Below are 16396 nucleotides of genomic sequence, written 5' to 3'. Positions count from 1 at the left end.
CGGGGGCGGTCAGGCGGCCCTCGGTCTTGTCCCCGACACGGATATAATCGCCATGCGTGCCCTCGTCTGCGCCCATCGGGACGATGGTGACATAATCACGGGCGTGGACGTTGCCCGACCAGCTGAGCTCAAACGCCGCGCCGGTGGTCACGGTGGCGGGGCCGGAAATGCCGACCTCGGCTGCGACCACCTCAACCTGCGCGGTCGCCAGCGTGCGCTTGCCCTCGTTCAGCACATAGCGCAGCTCGTACAGGCCGACCTCGGCGGGGGCGGTCAGGCGGCCTTCGGTCTTGTCCCCGACACGGATATAATCGCCATGCGTGCCCTCGTCTGCGCCCATCGGGACGATGGTGACATAATCACGGGCGTGGACGTTGCCCGACCAGCTGAGGTCAAACGCCGCGCCGGTGGTCACGGTGGCGGGGCCGGACACTGTTGCCGTGGGCAATTCCGGCTCTGGCTCAGGCTCCGGGGCGGCGGGCGCCTGAGCAATGGCGCTTTGCACTTGGGCCAGTGCGCCTTGCAGTTCGGCGGCGTTGCTGGCGGGCACAAATACGCCGCCCGTGTTTTCCGCGATGCAGGACAGGCTGGCATGGGCCGCGTCCTCAAGGTCGAACCCAACGACATGAGTGGTGAACTTGACGCCCTGCCTGGCCAGCTGCGCGGACAGCGCGCAAGGATCGGCATTGCAGGTTTCAACCCCGTCCGAAATCAGTACGACCGTCGCCGGATTGTCGCGATACGCCAGCAGATCCGCGGCATGCTGAACGGCAGCAGAGATCGGCGTTTTGCCGACCGGTTTGATGCTGTTGACGGTTTTGGTAAACGCTGTTTCATCCAGCGGGCCGGGCGTGATCAGCGTTTCGATATCGGTGCAATCGCCCTGCGTGCGATGACCGTAAGCTACAAGGCCCAGATTGCTGCCTGCGGCCCAGTTTCCCACCAGATCGGCCAGCACGTCCCGCGCGATTTCAATCTTGCTGGTGCCGTCGATCTGCCCCCACATGGAGCCGGAGGCATCATAGACGATCACAACATCCTCGGCGGCATTTGCCGGACCCGCGCAGGCGATGCCGCCTGCGATCATCATTGCCGCCAGTTTTGGTGCGATCGTTCTCATGGGTCTTCCTTTCATGCGCTGCCCCTCCTGCCTGAGCGTATCAATGCCGTCCGGCAAGGCAACCGTTTGTCATTGCGACTGTTCGTGCAAATCGTGCCGTCATACAGGCTGCGCGCGCGCCGCGCCTGCGGGCGCGTCGGCGCTGTCTGCGAACGCGCGTTCCTTCAGTTTGCGGAATTTTCCTGACATCTGCTCCAGCTTGGCCTCCCATTCGGGGTTGGGCTGCTGGCCCTCGATGGTTTTGAAATAGACCTGCATCATGCAGGCAATCGCAAACGGCTCCAGCAGGGCGGCCTTGACGCTCCACGCAAAGAGCAGCGCAAAGACCACACCGCCCGCCGCCCACGCGCCCGGCATCAGGTAGACAACCAACGCAGCAGGGGCGAGCATGACGATGAACACCAGAACGCTTAGCCCGTAGACGATGATCGCCAGCCACGCGGCGTTCTTCAGCATAGGCTTGTAATTCTGCGCATACAGCACCAGCGCCGTCTGCGCCGATCCCCATGCGTTGGTCGCATTGGTGCGGATCGCATAGGCAAGGATCACCTCATCCACAAACCCCACCGCAACGCGCAAAAAGGCGGATATGATCCCGCCCAGTTGCTGCGCGCCGGGGATGGGCAGAATGGTCAGAACACCGCGCACCAGCCCCGAAACGGCCCGCACCACGCCCTTGATCAGCTGGTCAACGCCGAACAGAACGCTTGCCTGTGGAAACCGCTGTTTGACCACGGCAGTCGCATGGCTGATCTGGCTGCGGCCCTCGGGCATCGGATTGCCGTCGATCAGGTCGATCAAGACCGCGATATGCCCCGCCTTGACCAGATAGAGGATATATTCGCGCGCCCAGTACATGATGGCGCCGAAAATGGCGAAACCTGCAACGCCGCCCCACATGGTGGTGCCAGCGCGAAACCCCTCATCACCAAAGCCGCCGATGCCGTAGCCCACCCCGGCGCCGACCCCGGTCACCAGAATGTACCCAAGCGTTATCCCGAAATAAACGGCGATGCGCATAAGAATGAATGGCAACGTTCGCACCATCATCCCCAGCGCACCGCCTATGCTAAAATCCCACATGAAAATCTCCGGCTTGAAAAGTCTTGGCTCATTGAAAATTCCTGAGCGCTGCGGGGCATCATCTCTCGCAGGCGCTGTTACCGTATTTTGCCGTGCAGGCCCGCGCGGCGCAGGAGGCGATCTGCGGCGTGCGCTGCCGTTTGCGGATATCGACCGTCTCGACCGCGGTATATGGGACCGAAATTGTCTCCATCACCTGATCGCACTGCGTCACCGTTCCGGTCGTGGTGCAGGTTGTCCGGCCTGTCGGGCGCTCCTGGCTTCTGTATTTCGTCACCACCTCCTGGCGGTAGACGGGCGGGATCTTCATCAGCCACTCTGCCTCGCAATGGGTCTTCTCGGTGCGGTATTCCGGGGTTCCGCAGCTGGACAGCAGGACAATTCCGACGATCAGCAGGACCGGGAATGACTTCGGGTAGATCGGCATAACGGCTCCGGCAGCTTCCGGCGCCTGACGACTTGCAGGCGCTGGGGTACATGATGGCACAGGCGTAGCCCCCGCCGCCCCGTCCGTTTGAACGGGGAAAGCGCATTCATTTGTTAAATATTATGTTTGCAGAATGGTCGGCAGGCTGGTGAACTGCGCCTGAACGGGAGGCATGGAACATGATGAAAGCCGCAGGGATTATCGCCGTCGCGGTGACGATGGCAGGCGCAGGCGCCCTGGCGGCGCCCGAGGGGACCATCTTGCAGGTCACCGGGCAGATCACCGGCGGCACCGCCACGCTGGACCGCGCCACGATCGAGGCGCTGCCGGCCGTATCGCTGGTCACCTCCACGGTTGTGACGGACGGCCCGCGCCAGTTTACCGGGGTTTTGATGCGCGACCTGCTGGCCGATCTGGGCGCCACCGGCGACACGGTGACAGCCGTGGCGCTGAATGACTATGCGGTTGATATTCCGATGTCGGAATTTCACGATTTCGACGTGATCGTGGCCTATAGCATGGACGGCGTGCCGCTGACCCGGCGCGGCAAAGGCCCGCTCTGGATTGTGTATCCGCGCGACGATCACCGCGTGTTGCAGGATATCCGGTATGATTATCGCTGGGTCTGGCAGCTGTATCAGCTTGACGTGAAATGACGCGGATCGGCAATTCTGTCATCGGTCTGATCCTGCCGGTCGCCGCGGTTCTGGTGTTTGCCGTTTTGCTGACCATCTCACTGATCCGCATGTTCGAGATCGAGAATGTCATGCGCGTCGAGGCCGAGCAGAACATGCTTTGGGTGCTGCACCAGACCGAAGTTGCCGCCCTGCGCCTGACCCAGACCGCGGCGCTCGCCGACCTTGGGGAGGCGGGGCAGGACGAGCTTGCCTTGCGGTTCGATCTTCTGGCCAGCCGGATCGCGCTTTTGAATGACGGGCCGCAGCGGCGGTTCATCGAACGGATCGGCATGGGCGCCGATGTCGACCGGCTAAGCCGCGCGCTGGTCGGCATCGCGCCGCTTGTCGCGCGGAACGGGGCCGGTGATGGCGCGCAGCTGCGCCAGGCGCTGGCCCCTTTCGCGCGGTTCTTCGGGCGCGCGGCCAACGCCGCGATGATCGCGGAATGGGACGATCTGGGCGGCCGGCTGGAAATGTATCGCGCGCAGCTGCAACAGATCATCGCGTTTCTGCTGGGCATCATGGTTGCGGGCGGCATCATCGCCGTCATGCTGGTTCTGGCCCTGCGCCAGTCACGCCAGCGCAACCGGATGCTGTGGCGGGAACGCGATTTTTCCGGCCTTCTGATCTCCTCCAGCGGGGAGGGTATCCTGGCGGTGAACGGCGATGCGGAATGTACGCTGTGGAATGGTGCAATGGCCGCGATGATGGGCAAATCCGCCGAGCAGGTTATCGGCCGCGCGCTGAAAGACGTGGCCGGCTTTTTTGACACGGCGCAGGTGCGGCAGGGCCTTGGCTCGGCGCTTGGCGGGGATCCCGCGCACCTGTCGTTGCAGCCGCTGTTTGCGCGCGGCCGCGACAGCCCGCTATATGTGGATCTGCGGTTTTATCCGATGCGCAATGATGGCGCCATCGTCGGGGCCATCCTGTTCATGCACGATGCATCCGACCGCCACGCCGCGCAGCAACAAATCACGGATGACCGCGACCGGCTGGAGGATCTGGTCGCCGAGCGCACCCGCGATCTGGACAGCGCGCTGCGGCGCGAACGCTCTGCCGCCGACCTGTACCGTAACTTTGCCGCGATGGTATCGCACCAGTTCCGCACGCCGCTGGCGGTTGCGGATTCGGCGCTGCAACGGCTGATCCGGCGCGGACCGCGCGCAGACCCCGGCGAGGTGGCGGACCGGGCCGGCCGCGCGCGCAACGCCATCGCCGGGCTGACCCGGCTGGTCGACAGCACGCTGGACGCCGCGCGGCTGGATGCCGGGCAAATCGGCGCCCGGCGCGTCAAATGCGATCTGGGCGGCCTGATCGAAACCGCCTGCAACCGCCAGCGCGATGCCGCACCGGACCGGGTGATCACCGCCGACGGCATCCGGGCCGGCGCGGTTTTTGCCTATTGCGATCCGGCCCATGCCGAACAGGTGCTGGATAATCTGCTGTCCAACGCCCATAAATACGCGCCCCCCGATACGCCCATATCGGTGGCCCTGCACGGCAGCGACAAGTGGCTGTATTGCGATGTCGCCAACCGAGGCGCCTACCTGCCTGCCGGGGACGCCGATCAGCTGTTCGAGCGCAACTATCGCGGCGCCAACAGCGTCGGATTGCCCGGCACCGGGATTGGCCTGTTCATGGCGCGCACCCTTGCCCGCATGCAGGGCGGCGATGTGACCATGCAGACCGGCCGGGACCGCATCACGTTCCGCATGACCCTTCCCCGGTTTCAGGAGGTTGCCCGATGACACCCGATACCGCCCCTGCCCTGATCCTGGTCGTCGAGGACGAAAAAGACCTGCGCGGCGATATCATCGAAGAATTGCAGGACGCGGGGTATCGCACCCTCGCCGCGCAGGATGGGCGCGACGCGCTGGCGCTGCTGGACGGGGCGGCGCCCGATCTGGTGCTGTGCGACATCACCATGCCGGGGCTGGACGGCTACGGCGTGCTGCGCGCCATCCGCGACCAGCGCCCCGACCTGTCGACCGTGCCGTTCGTATTTCTGACGGCCCTGTCGGAGCCATACGAGGTGGTGCAGGGCAAACTGCAGGGAGCCGACGATTATCTGGTCAAGCCGATTGATTATGATCTGATGCTGGCCACCATCGCCGCACGGCTTCGGCAGGTGGGCCGCATCCGCAGCCGATATGACCGCGAGCTGGCCACCATGCGCAGATCGCTGTCCGGCCTGTCCAGCGGCGGCGCCGAGGCGGCGCTGGACCTGATTGCGCTGGGGATTGTGTTGCTGGACGGGCACGGCAAGGTTCTTCATATCAATCGCGCCGCCCGGCAGATGGGGGTAGACACAGATCTCCGTCACGCGGGGCAGGCCACCCTCAGATGGCCCGATCCGCTGTCGGACCGTGAATTGCAAATCGCCCTCTCCGGCACGTTGAAAACCGCAAAGGCCGGCGGGGACAAGACCGCCGGCGTGATGTTGCACCTGCCGCAAGAGGCCGGATCCGTTCAGGGGCTTGTCTGCTCGCTCGCCCCGGATCTGGACACGCCGCCGGCCCGCCCGCATTTGGCGCTGTTCCTGTCGGCTCCGTTCGAGCGCAGACAGGTGTGCGAAACGGTGCTGATGGATCTGTTCGGCCTGACCCCGACCGAAGCGCGCGTTGCCGGCGCACTGGCCCGCAGCACCCGCGCGGCAGATGTCGCCGCCGAGCTGGGCGTGTCCCAGACCACCATATCATTCCACATGCGCAACCTGTTTCAGAAAACCGGAACCCACAGGCAGGCCGACCTGATCGCGCTGATCCTCGCCGGCCCGATGATGGTGCAGGCCGACTAGAGGCGCGGCGCCCGGCACCTTTTTGAGGCCCGGACATAAACCAAGCGACGTGCGCCCGGTTATCGCGGCACTCCGCGCATCCGCCGCGCCTACCCGTCTATCCGCGCCGCCATGATGGCAATGGCCTTTTGATAGACGCCGGCGGCATTCCATTGCTTGATCACGGCAAAGTTGGTCTGGCCCTCGCCATACCCGGCACCGGGCTGCCACCCTTTTTGGCGCAGGAAATTCGCGGTCGAGGCCAGCGCATCGGCCTGATTGTAGAAATCCACCCGCCCGTCACCATTGGCGTCCACCCCATAGCGCAGGGCATTGCCCGGCAGAAACTGGGTATGACCCAACTCGCCATGTTTCGCGCCCTTGGTCGCCCCGGTGATCGCGCCCATATCGACCAGCTTCAGCGCGCCGATCGCGTGCGGGACAAAGAAATCCGAGCGGCGGCAATCATAGGCCAGCGTCGTGATCGCCGACACGACCGAACTGTCGCCCATGAACCCGCCAAAGCCCGTCTCCATTCCGTGGATCGCGATGATCACCCCGGCCGGCACGCCATAGCGCGCCTCAAGCGATGCGTAAAAGGCCGCGTCGCGCGCCTTGCGCTTGCGGCCCTGCGCAATGATCGTATCCGCCCCGCGGATCTGCATGAATTTATCCAGCGAATATTTAAACGACTTCTGATTGCGGTCCGCCGCGATGGTGCCGGTGGCGTATTGCGCCTGCGCCAGCGCCGCCTGCCCGCGCTGGCCAACGCCCGCATTCGCCGCCTCCTGCGCAAAGGCGGCTTTCCACGCGTTGAACCCGGCAGAATTATTGCCGCACTGCGCTGCCGCAACCGGCGCGGCAAGCGCAAGGGCCGAAAGTGCCGCCGCGCAAAGACCTGTAAACAAACGCATGAAATTCCCCCATTTCTGTAACCGGCGGCCCGCAGTCCGGACCACGCTTGATCATATGCTGTCGGGGATTTGCCCCGCAATCAAGCCCTTTGCCGAATTGCCCCGCGATGAGCGGCGCCGCTTGCGCCCTGCTTGCTCAGCTCAGTGCCTGTTTCGGCTCTGCCGCTTGCTGCCCTGCCTTGCCGTGATCGGCCAGACATTCGCCATGATCGCGCAGCACCTCCAGAACGCGGCAATCGGCGACGATGCCGCCCGAACATTCGCCGATCATGCGCATCAATTCGCGGCGCAGCGCCTCCAGCCGGACAATCCGCGCCTCGACCGCCTTCAGCTGTTTATGCGCGATCTGGTCCACATGGGCGCAGCAATGGTCGGGTGTGTCGGACAAATCCAGCAATTCGCGGATCGCGTCCAGCGCAAAGCCCAGGTCCCGCGCGTGCCGGATAAAGGCCAGCCGGTCCAGATCATCCAAGGTATAGCGGCGCTGGCCGCCCTCGCTGCGCTGGGGGGTGGGCATCAGGCCGATCTGTTCGTAATAGCGCACCGTTTGCACCTTGGTCCCGGTGCGTTTGGCCAGCGTTCCTATTGTCAGCATGGTTGCCCCCAGATAGCTACATCTACTGTAGGGTTTGAAGGGTAACAGTGCAACCCGCCCGCGCCTGCCAGTCTATTTGAGAGGGCGCAAAAGATTTTTGAGATAGCTCTTGAACCTCTAGCCGCTGTAGCTCCTATCTTGGCATCCGATGAGACCGGGCAATGATGGACAGACGACATGAACAATGACTTAGCCAACCCGATGGAGTGGACCGTCACCGGCATGGATTGCGGCGCCTGCGTCGCCAAGGTGCGCGGCGCCGTCACGCGCATGCCGGGGGTCGAGGATGTGGATGTGGCCCTGATGGCGCAGCGGATGCGCCTGCGGCTGGACCCGGCGCAAACCTCGCCCGTGCAAGTTGAGAGGGCGGTGCGCGGCCTTGGCTTTGGCATCGCCCCCAAGGGCAGCGCGCCCGAGCGTGCGCCCGGCGCGTTCGTCCTGCCCGGCAGCGACAGCCCGGCCGAGCCTGCCGCGCCCGCCCCGGCGCCGCGTCAGGGCTGGTATAGCACCGCCAAGGGCCGGCTGCTGATCGGCACCGGCGCGCTGCTGGCGCTGGCGTGGATCACTCAGCTGGCGATAGGCGGGCAAGTGGCCCATTGGGCGTTCATCACCGCCACCCTGCTGGGCGTCGCCCCCATCGCGCGCAAGGCGGTGCGCATGGCGCGGGCGGGCATGCCATTTACCATCGAAATGCTGATGACCATCGCCGCCATCGGCGCGCTGTTCATCGGCGCGGCAGGCGAAGCGGCGCTGGTCGTGTTCCTGTTTGCCGTGGGCGAAATGCTGGAGGGGCTGGCCGCCGGCAAGGCGCGCGACGGCATCCGCGCGCTGTCGGATCTGGTGCCGAAATCGGCGCGATTGGTTGACGGGGCGCGCATCCGCGACATTCCGGCGGCGGATCTGGCCATCGGCCAGACCGTGCAGGTCCGCCCCGGCGACCGCATCCCGGCGGATGGCGAGGTTCTGACCGGCACATCGGGCGTTGACGAAAGCCCGGTCACCGGCGAAAGCGTCCCCGCCCTTAAAGAGCCGGGCGCGCAGGTCTTTGCCGGGTCGATCAACGCCGAGGCCGAGCTGCGCATCCGCGTCACGCGCGCCGCCGAGGATAACACCATCGCCCGCATCGTCCGCCTGGTCGAGGAGGCCGAAAGCGCCCGCGCCCCGACCGAGCGGTTCATCGAACGGTTCAGCCGCTGGTACATGCCCGCCGTGGTCGGCGTGGCCATTCTGGTGGCTGTTGCGCCGCCGCTGGTCACCGGCGCGCCGTGGGACACATGGATTTATCGCGGCCTTGCCCTGCTCTTGATCGGCTGTCCCTGTGCGCTGGTCATCTCGGTGCCCGCATCCATCGCGTCGGCGCTGTCCACCGGCGCGCGGCACGGTCTGCTGCTGAAAGGCGGCGCGGTGATCGAGGCGGCAGCGCGCACCAGCCTTGTCGCGTTTGACAAGACCGGCACCCTGACCGAAGGCCGCCCGCGGATCACCCGCATCCTGCCTTTGTCAGGCAGTGCGGGCGAGGTGCTGCGCATCGCGGCTGCCGTGGAAATGGGCGCCAGCCACCCCATGGGCCGGGCCATTCTGGACCGGGCCGAAGCAGACGGCATCGACATCCCCGCCGCCACCGGCGCCGGCGCGATCCCCGGCAAGGGCGCCTTTGCCACCGTGGACGGCACACGCTGGAGCGTGGGCGCACCGCGCCTCGCCGAGGAGGCCGGCGTGATGTCCGGCGAGGGCCGCGCGCAGATCGCGGCGCTGGAGGCCGAGGGCAAAACCGTGGTCGCCGTCTTTGGCCCCGGCCAGTTGCTGGGTCTCATGGCCTTGCGGGACGAGCCGCGCGAGGATGCGGCGTCAGCGGTCGCGCAACTGTCGCAGATGGGGGTGCGCGCCGTCATGCTGACCGGCGACAACGCCCGCACCGGCGCCGCCATCGCAGGCCAGATCGGGCTGGATCATCAGGCCGGACTGCTGCCCGAGGACAAGGTGACCGCGCTCAAGGATCTGACGGGCGGCGCGCAGGTGATGATGGTCGGCGACGGCATCAATGACGCGCCGGCGCTGGCGGCGGCGCATGTGGGCATCGCCATGGGGTCCGGCACCGATGTCGCGCTGGAGACGGCCGACGGCGCGCTCTTGCGCAACCGGGTATCGGACGTGCCCGCCCTGCTGCGCCTGTCGCGCGCCGCGATGGGCAACATCCATCAGAACGTCGCCATCGCGCTGGGGCTGAAGGGGGTTTTCCTGATTACCACCGTCCTTGGCGTCACCGGCCTTTGGATCGCCATTCTGGCGGACACCGGCGCGACCGTGCTGGTCACGCTGAATGCGCTGCGCCTGCTAGGCTTCACCCCCGGCAAGGCCAGACAGGGCCGCAAGGCCAAAACCGCCGCGCGGCCCCTGCCCGCCTGAAGCGTTTCGTCTTTATCCGATGTCGCGGGTCAAAGGCGAAACATGTTAGCGCGGCGGTTCCGGGGTCAAAAGGTTCTCGGCTGCTTCGGGCAGGTCGGCGGCGCCGGCCTGCCGCTCCAGATCGTCCTTTTCGGACAGCAGATCCCCCTCGCCCACTGTGACCATAGCCTCCTCCCCGCTGTCTGCGCGGCGCTCGGGCGTGGCCGGCGGGGCTGAACCCGCCTGCGGCAGGCGGCGGATCGGGACGCCATCGGGAAAGATGATCTCGCGCGCCTCGTCGGGCATGGAAATGCCGCCATCCTGAAGCGCCCGCTTGACCTGCCGCATCAATGCCGAGCGGATCTTGAAGATCGAATAGGATCTGCCGTCAAACCAGAATTGCACCCGCAGATTCACCGTTGACGCGCCCAGCTCGTCCACCAGAACATTCGGTTCAGGGTCGTCCAGAACCGCCGGATGCGCGCGCAGCGCCCGGATAATGACATTCTGCGCCTCCAGCACCGAATCGTCATAGCCGATCCCGACACCGAATTCCGTTCGCCGGTTGGGATTGGTCGAGAAATTCTTGATCACGCTTTTGAACACCAGCGCATTGGGGATCTGCACATGGTTGCCGTCCAGCGTCAGCAGAACCGTGGTGCGCATGTTCAGGTTCTGAACGATGCCCTGAAAATCGCCCACCTCAATCCAGTCGCCCGCGCGAAACGGATTGCGCACGCTCAGCAGGATGCTGGCCAGCGAATTCTCGGCAATCTCGCGGAAGGCAAGGCCCAGCACAATGCCGATCAGCCCGGTGCCGCCCAGGACCGTCAGCGCCAGCCGGGTCAGCCCCGCGACCTGTAGAACGATGTAGATGCCGATCAGGATCACCGGAATGGCCAGCGCACGCGCCACCAGATTAAGCAAAAGCGGCGACACGATCCGCCCCCGCAGCCACCGCCGCGCCAGCGCCGACACGCCCCGCGAAAGCGCCCAGGCGATCAGCAGGACGATCACGGCGACCACCAGAATAGGCGCCAGCCACTGCACCCGGTCCGCCAGCTTTTCAATCTCGCGCCAGGTCGGCGTCAGATCCCAGCTGATCGTCGGCTTCACCTCGATCCGGTTGACGACCGCGACCACGTTTTCCGTGCGCAGCGCCAGCTGGCGCGCCCATTCCTGCCGCTCGTCGGTTTCGGTCTGGCCATCCAGAAACACGATGCCCTCACGCACCGATACGCCAAGCGGATCGAACCATTCACTGGCCTGCATGATCCGGCGCAACCGGTCGGCAATCTGCGAATCGCGCACATCCGGCGCAACAGATACCGGGTTCTGAACATCGCTGGCCGGCGGGGTGAGCAACGTCGGCGCCGATTGCGCCTGCGCGGGCGCACCGGACCAGACCAAGGTAGCAAGCAGCGCCAGAAGGCAGACGCCAAAAATAAAACCCTTGCCGGTTTCAGGATCGGTTTTCATCGGCTGTGTCACTTTCCCCGAGCATTGAATTGCCAGCATGCCACAACTGTGCCGAAGAGAGCATCCGATAATTTTGCAAAGAAAGCGTAAAGACGCGACATCAGAATCGCCTGCCCCACTAAAGCCGACCTGACTATCTGTGCAGGCGCACGGCTCTGCCAAGCTGCATCCGGGCAGATTTCATGCCGCTTGCATCATCCGCCTCGGGGCAGAGCCGACGTGGCCCGGCGTTCGTTTCTCAAGCGCAGTGCAGGGCCACTGAAACGCTTTGAACCCGGTCAGGTTGTCGATGATGCGCCTGGCGTGGACGCCCGATCGCCGTGGCGGCCCGATAAAGATGGTGTCGCGGTATCGCCCCCCGGTCCTCCATCGAAATTTTGACTTCGGCATCAGTCCGCCCGGTGATCCAAGGCGGAGACCGTGCACCGCCATCCCTGACGCCCTGAGGCGCGCCGGCGCCTCAGGTCCGGCCCTTCCATGGCACCAGCCAATCTTCGGCCTTGCGCATCAGGATGTCGATGCTGAAGCCGATCACGCCGATCATGATGATCCCCATGAGAACGATGTCGGTCAGTTGGAACCGGCTGGCGACCATGATCATCATGCCGGCACCCTTTTCGGCGGCGACCAGTTCGGCGGCGACCACCGTCCCCCAGCAGACCCCCATGGCGACCCGCGCGCCGGTGAATATCTCGGGCATGGAATTCGGCACGATCACCTGCCGCAAAACCTGCCATCGGCTTGCGCCCAGCGAATAGGCCGCATGCACCTTGGCGATCGCCACGCCGGACACGCCCGCCCGCGCCGAGATTGCCATGATCCAAAGGGCCGCCAGAAACAGCAGGATGATCTTGCCGGACTCGCCGATCCCCGCCCAGATGATGACCAGCGGGATCAGCGCCAGAGGGGGCACCGGGCGCATGAATTCCACGATCGGATCGAACCAGCCACGGAACCAGCCGCTGAGGCCCATGGCATAGCCCAGCGGGATACCGATAATCGCACCGCACAAAAAGCCGACGATCACGCGCAACAGCGACCAGTACAGATGCTCCCACAAGGTGAAATTCTGATAGCCTTGGGTCGAGATTTCCTTGATCCGGGCGACCACGGCCTCGGGCGCAGGAAGCCAGATCGGCTCCATCTGCATGCCGGCATAGGGCACGAAATTCAGCGAGCCCTTGGACGTGACCGCCACGCTGCCGTGAGCAACCTCGACCCGGCTGCCGGGCGATACTGGCTGGCCGTCGATCTCGACAACCTTCGCGCCGTCTTTGCGGGTGATTTCGTCATTCTTGTCGATCAGGATCAGGTCCGAACGCCAGGCGGCAACGGCGATGGAATCGTTCTTGGCAAAGCCTGTGCCGGGTTCCACCTCTTGCGGGGCGCCCTTCTCGCGGGCGGGAAAGACGCGGGCATAGACTGTGGCCTGGTCGCGCGCGCCGTCCGGCGCCTCCAGCGTGTAGGTGAATTGGGTGTCGCCGATAAACGGCCCCGGCGCGTGAACAGGCACCCAGTCCGAGCCGGTGAACGCCCCCCACAGCAAAAACAGCGTCAGCACCGACAGGATGCTGGCCCACCTGTTGGGCCGCACCGCGCTTTCGTCGCCAAAAGTCACTGTCTTGAGCGAGGTAAAGTCGCTGCGTACCTTGATCCGGCTTGTGACCAGATGCACGACGATCAATGCCGCGCAGAAGGCGGCGATATAGATGATGAGAACGATCATGCCGTGGCCTCCTCGGTGCGGCCCATGATCTCTTCTTCCATGTCCCAGATCATAGACAGAATTTCCTCGCGTTTCTTGCCGAAGTCCGGATCGCGCTTGACGGCGCGCAGATCCTTGCCCACGCCCTCGGCTGCGAATGGCAGGCGGTATTCCTCGTGGATGCGGCCCGGCCGCGGCGCCATCACCAACAGCCGCTCGCCCAAGAGCAGCGCCTCTTCGACCGAATGGGTGATCAGGATGATCGTCTTGCCGGTCTCTTTCCACAGGCGCAGAACCAGCCCCTGCATTTTCTCGCGGGTCAGCGCGTCCAGCGCGCCCAGCGGCTCGTCCATCAGGATCACGTCCGGCTCGTTCGCCAGGCACCGCGCCAGCGCGACGCGCTGCTGCATGCCGCCCGACAGCTCGTAAATGGATTTATCCTTGAAATCCTTGAGGCCCACGACGTCCAGCAGGTGGTTGACGTTGTCGATGTAATCCTTCTTTTTCTGGCCCGCCATGCGCGGACCGAAGCTGACATTGTCGCGCACGCTCATCCATTCAAACAGCGCGCCCTGCTGAAAAACCATCCCGCGCTCGGCGCCGGGGCCGGTCACGGGGCGGCCATCCAGCGTGACGCTGCCTTCGGTCGGCGCGAGAAACCCGGCAAGGATATTCAGCAGCGTAGATTTGCCACAGCCTGACGGGCCAAGAACGCTCATCAATTCGCCGCTGCTCAGCTCCAGCGAAACGTTCTTGAGCGCCTGCACATGCCCCCCGCCGGGCAGGTCGAACCGCATGGACAGGTTATTGATCGAAAGTGTCGACATAAGGCACCACGCACCCTTGATTGCTTCAATGTCATGAAAACGGGTGCGCATTCTTGCGCACCCGCGTTGTTTAGGTGATCACATGTTTCCGGCTTGCGTCAGCGGACCGGTATTGACGGCGTCCGAGTAATCATCCTTGGCCGTGTCGATGCCGCCGGAGGCCACGAACACGTCCGCCACCCCCTTCATGAACTCCTGCGCGCCACCGCCCAGCCATTTCGGGCCAAGCTGCTCTTCGATGCTGGGGAACAGAAATGTTTCCATCGAGGCCGCCGCAGATTCGGTGTCCATCCCCGCATCCTTGGCAATGACGGGCAGCATCTTGTCGCGGCTCGCGCCGTCATTCCACATCCTGTTCGCCTCCGCCGTCACGTTGAGAAATGTGGCGACAACATCGGGGTTTTCGGCAATGAACGTGCTGGGACCGGCGGTTACGTCAAAGATCAGGATGCCGATATCCTCTTTTTCCGAGGCGGTCATCAGGGTGTTGCCATGCTCCAGCATCCGCCGAAAGCTTCCGCTCCAACCGCAGGCCATATCAACAGACCCCTGCGACAGCGCAGCGGCGCCTTCGGGCGGGGACATGTTGATCACCTGCATGGAGCCGACATCGACGCCGAAATGCTCCATCTGCTTGATAAAGCTGAAATGCGCAGCGGTGCCCATCGGCACGGCGACCTTCTTGCCCGCCAGTTCCGCGGCGCTGTCCTTGGTGATCTCAAGCTCTTCGCGCACCACGCAATTTTCGTTTTCGGCGTAGGTCATCGCAATGTCCACGATTTGCAAGTCCTGGCCAGCGCTTGTCGCCACCACGAACGGCTGCACGCCCTGGCTGACCGACAGTTGCACGTCACCCGACGCCATTGCCGCGCTCATCGCGGTGCCGGTATCGAAGGCGCGCCACTGCACTTCGGCGCCCAGGGCGTCGTCATACATGCCCTCGACCTTGGCATATTGAAAGGGCAGCGGCCATTCCTGAAAATAACCGACCGTGATCTGCTGCTGGGCGGCTGCGCCCTGCGCGGCAAGCCCGGCAATGGCGCTGGCCAAGATGGACATCCGTTTGGTTCCGTTTTTCATCGTGATCCTCCTTGTTTGATCCTGGTGCTGAGTTTGCTTCATCGCCGGGGCAGTACGCCGCCCGGCGCCTTGATTGCTGTTTTGCGCAGCTTCGGGATCGGCGGACCTTCCCGAAGCTGGTGAAACGTGCCTGAAAGGCTCAGTCGTTTGCTTCATTGCGCGCCTGCCGGATGTCATTCAATCAGCAGAAGCGTGCCGTGCTCAAGGCTTCCATGAAATTCCGGGCGCGACCGACGAAAATCCGGTAGATGAAATAATTTGAAAGTTATACTTGGCTATTTTAGAAGTAAGCCATCATCCACCCAAGGGAGGCCTTGCGATGTCTCGCCGCGCTACATCCAAGGATCTGAACCTCAAGTGGTTGGAGTTGTTTCAGATCTGCGCGCAGAAAGGATCGCTTCAGGCGGCGGCCGAAGAGTCGGGGCTGACGGTCAGCACCGTCTCGTACCATCTGCGCAGTCTGGAGGATCACCTGGGCGTGGAGCTGTTCAACCACGCCCGGCGCCCCATGGTCCTGACGCCCAAGGGCATGGCGTTTCTGCGCAACATAGAAGAGGCGCTTCATTCCATCCGCCGCGCCAAGGCCGAAGCCTCGGCCGGCAGCATTTCCGAGGCCAGTTACCTCAGGATCGGCACGATCGAGGATTTTGACAGCGATATCACGCCTGACCTGGCTGTATTCCTGTCGGCCAGGATGCCGGTCTGCGATTTTCTGTATCACACCGATTCCAGTCATGCGGTCATCCGCATGTTGCGCGACCGGCAACTGGATCTGGGCGTCACCACCACGCCAAGCGAATCCATACGCGACCTTGAGGACCGCCCCCTGCTGCGCGATCCCTTTGTTCTGGTGCTTCCCCTCGTTGACGACCGATCCCTGACCGAGATCATGGAGGGCCGCACAAAGCTGCCGTTCCTGCGCTTTTCCAGCAACCTGATGATCGCGCAGCAGATCGAATCGCAACTGCGCCGCATCGGCGTGTCGGCGCCCCACCGGTTCGAATGCAGCAGTCATCAGACGCTGATGGCGATGGTCGCCGCGGGCGCCGGATGGACCATTACCACGCCGCTGCATTTCTCGCGGGCCAAGCGATTCCACGCAAAGCTGCGCATGCACCGTTTCCCCGGCAAGCCGTTTTCGCGCACGCTTGCGATTGTCAGCACGCCGGATTGCTCGCGCTCGCTGGTTGATCTGGTCGACAGCAAGCTGCGCAGCCTGATCCTTGAACATGCCCTGACGCCGCTGCACAAAAGCAATCCTTGGCTGGCGGACAGCTTCCGGCTTGTCTCCTGACAGGGGCGCCTGCGACGGTTTGTTCGGCAGGTCG

13 protein-coding genes and 1 pseudogene are annotated in these 16396 nt (G+C 64.2%); 5 read left to right on the top strand and 9 right to left on the bottom strand.

Features of this window, described 5'->3' with window-relative positions; all coding sequences use genetic code 11:
* Nucleotides 1-580: 580 nt before the first annotated feature.
* From DQ230_RS17510 to DQ230_RS11820, 3 genes and pseudogenes are all read right to left on the bottom strand, one after another.
* Nucleotides 581-1006: pseudogene (locus DQ230_RS17510) on the bottom strand (vWA domain-containing protein); the annotation flags it as partial.
* A gap of 213 nt (nt 1007-1219) precedes the next feature.
* Nucleotides 1220-2203 (bottom strand): hypothetical protein, encoded by a 984-nt coding sequence (locus tag DQ230_RS11825; RefSeq protein WP_113912829.1) that lies wholly within the window; start codon nt 2201-2203, stop codon nt 1220-1222.
* A gap of 58 nt (nt 2204-2261) precedes the next feature.
* Nucleotides 2262-2630 (bottom strand): hypothetical protein, encoded by a 369-nt coding sequence (locus DQ230_RS11820; RefSeq protein WP_113912828.1) that lies wholly within the window; start codon nt 2628-2630, stop codon nt 2262-2264.
* Nucleotides 2631-2809: 179 nt separating this feature from the next.
* Between DQ230_RS11820 and DQ230_RS11815 the strand changes: the two genes are divergently transcribed.
* From DQ230_RS11815 to DQ230_RS11805, 3 genes are read left to right on the top strand one after another with little or no spacing between them, the layout of a single operon-like run.
* Nucleotides 2810-3286, top strand: a complete 477-nt coding sequence (locus DQ230_RS11815) for a putative pterin-binding protein (RefSeq protein ID WP_113912827.1) — start codon at nt 2810-2812, stop codon at nt 3284-3286.
* Nucleotides 3283-5055 (top strand): sensor histidine kinase, encoded by a 1773-nt coding sequence (locus DQ230_RS11810; protein WP_113912826.1) that lies wholly within the window; start codon nt 3283-3285, stop codon nt 5053-5055. Before DQ230_RS11815 ends, DQ230_RS11810 begins: the two co-directional genes overlap by 4 nt.
* Nucleotides 5052-6104 carry a response regulator gene (locus DQ230_RS11805; RefSeq protein ID WP_113912825.1) on the top strand — a complete coding sequence of 351 codons (1053 nt, stop codon included), beginning with the start codon at nt 5052-5054 and terminating at the stop codon, nt 6102-6104. The genes DQ230_RS11810 and DQ230_RS11805 overlap by 4 nt, the downstream gene beginning before the upstream one ends.
* An 89-nt stretch (nt 6105-6193) precedes the next feature.
* On the opposite strand, the gene DQ230_RS11800 is transcribed toward DQ230_RS11805, so the two are convergent.
* Nucleotides 6194-6997: a lytic murein transglycosylase gene (locus DQ230_RS11800; RefSeq protein ID WP_113912824.1), complete on the bottom strand. Its 804-nt coding sequence runs from the start codon at nt 6995-6997 to the stop codon at nt 6194-6196.
* 136 nt (nt 6998-7133) lie between these two features.
* Complete coding sequence (locus DQ230_RS11795) at nt 7134-7592, bottom strand: MerR family transcriptional regulator (protein ID WP_113912823.1); 459 nt, start codon at nt 7590-7592, stop codon at nt 7134-7136.
* Nucleotides 7593-7769: 177 nt separating this feature from the next.
* On the opposite strand from DQ230_RS11795, the gene DQ230_RS11790 reads away from it, so the two are divergent.
* Entirely contained in the window at nt 7770-9998 is a 2229-nt protein-coding gene (locus DQ230_RS11790; RefSeq protein ID WP_238987508.1) for a heavy metal translocating P-type ATPase, read from the top strand.
* Nucleotides 9999-10043: 45 nt separating this feature from the next.
* Here DQ230_RS11790 and DQ230_RS11785 read toward each other — a convergent pair whose 3' ends face one another.
* The 4 genes from DQ230_RS11785 to DQ230_RS11770 form a co-directional block, all read right to left on the bottom strand.
* On the bottom strand, nt 10044-11456 hold the full coding sequence (locus DQ230_RS11785; protein WP_162497434.1) for a mechanosensitive ion channel family protein: 1413 nt from the start codon (nt 11454-11456) through the stop codon (nt 10044-10046).
* A 460-nt stretch (nt 11457-11916) separates the two neighbouring features.
* Nucleotides 11917-13182, bottom strand: coding sequence for an ABC transporter permease (locus DQ230_RS11780; RefSeq protein ID WP_113912821.1), 1266 nt, complete (start codon nt 13180-13182; stop codon nt 11917-11919).
* Entirely contained in the window at nt 13179-13988 is an 810-nt protein-coding gene (locus tag DQ230_RS11775; protein ID WP_113912820.1) for a taurine ABC transporter ATP-binding protein, read from the bottom strand. Before DQ230_RS11775 ends, DQ230_RS11780 begins: the two co-directional genes overlap by 4 nt.
* Nucleotides 13989-14066: 78 nt before the next feature.
* Nucleotides 14067-15068: a taurine ABC transporter substrate-binding protein gene (locus tag DQ230_RS11770; RefSeq protein ID WP_238987507.1), complete on the bottom strand. Its 1002-nt coding sequence runs from the start codon at nt 15066-15068 to the stop codon at nt 14067-14069.
* Nucleotides 15069-15387: 319 nt separating this feature from the next.
* On the opposite strand from DQ230_RS11770, the gene DQ230_RS11765 reads away from it, so the two are divergent.
* A complete protein-coding gene (locus tag DQ230_RS11765; RefSeq protein ID WP_113912819.1) occupies nt 15388-16362 on the top strand; it encodes a LysR family transcriptional regulator in 975 nt (324 codons plus the stop codon).
* Nucleotides 16363-16396 lie beyond the last annotated feature (34 nt).

It is taken from the genome of Roseovarius dicentrarchi (assembly GCF_003316635.1).
GTDB classification, from domain to species: domain Bacteria; phylum Pseudomonadota; class Alphaproteobacteria; order Rhodobacterales; family Rhodobacteraceae; genus Roseovarius; species Roseovarius dicentrarchi.
Note: the sequence above shows the minus strand (reverse complement) of the source record. Positions and strands in the feature narration are given on the sequence as shown.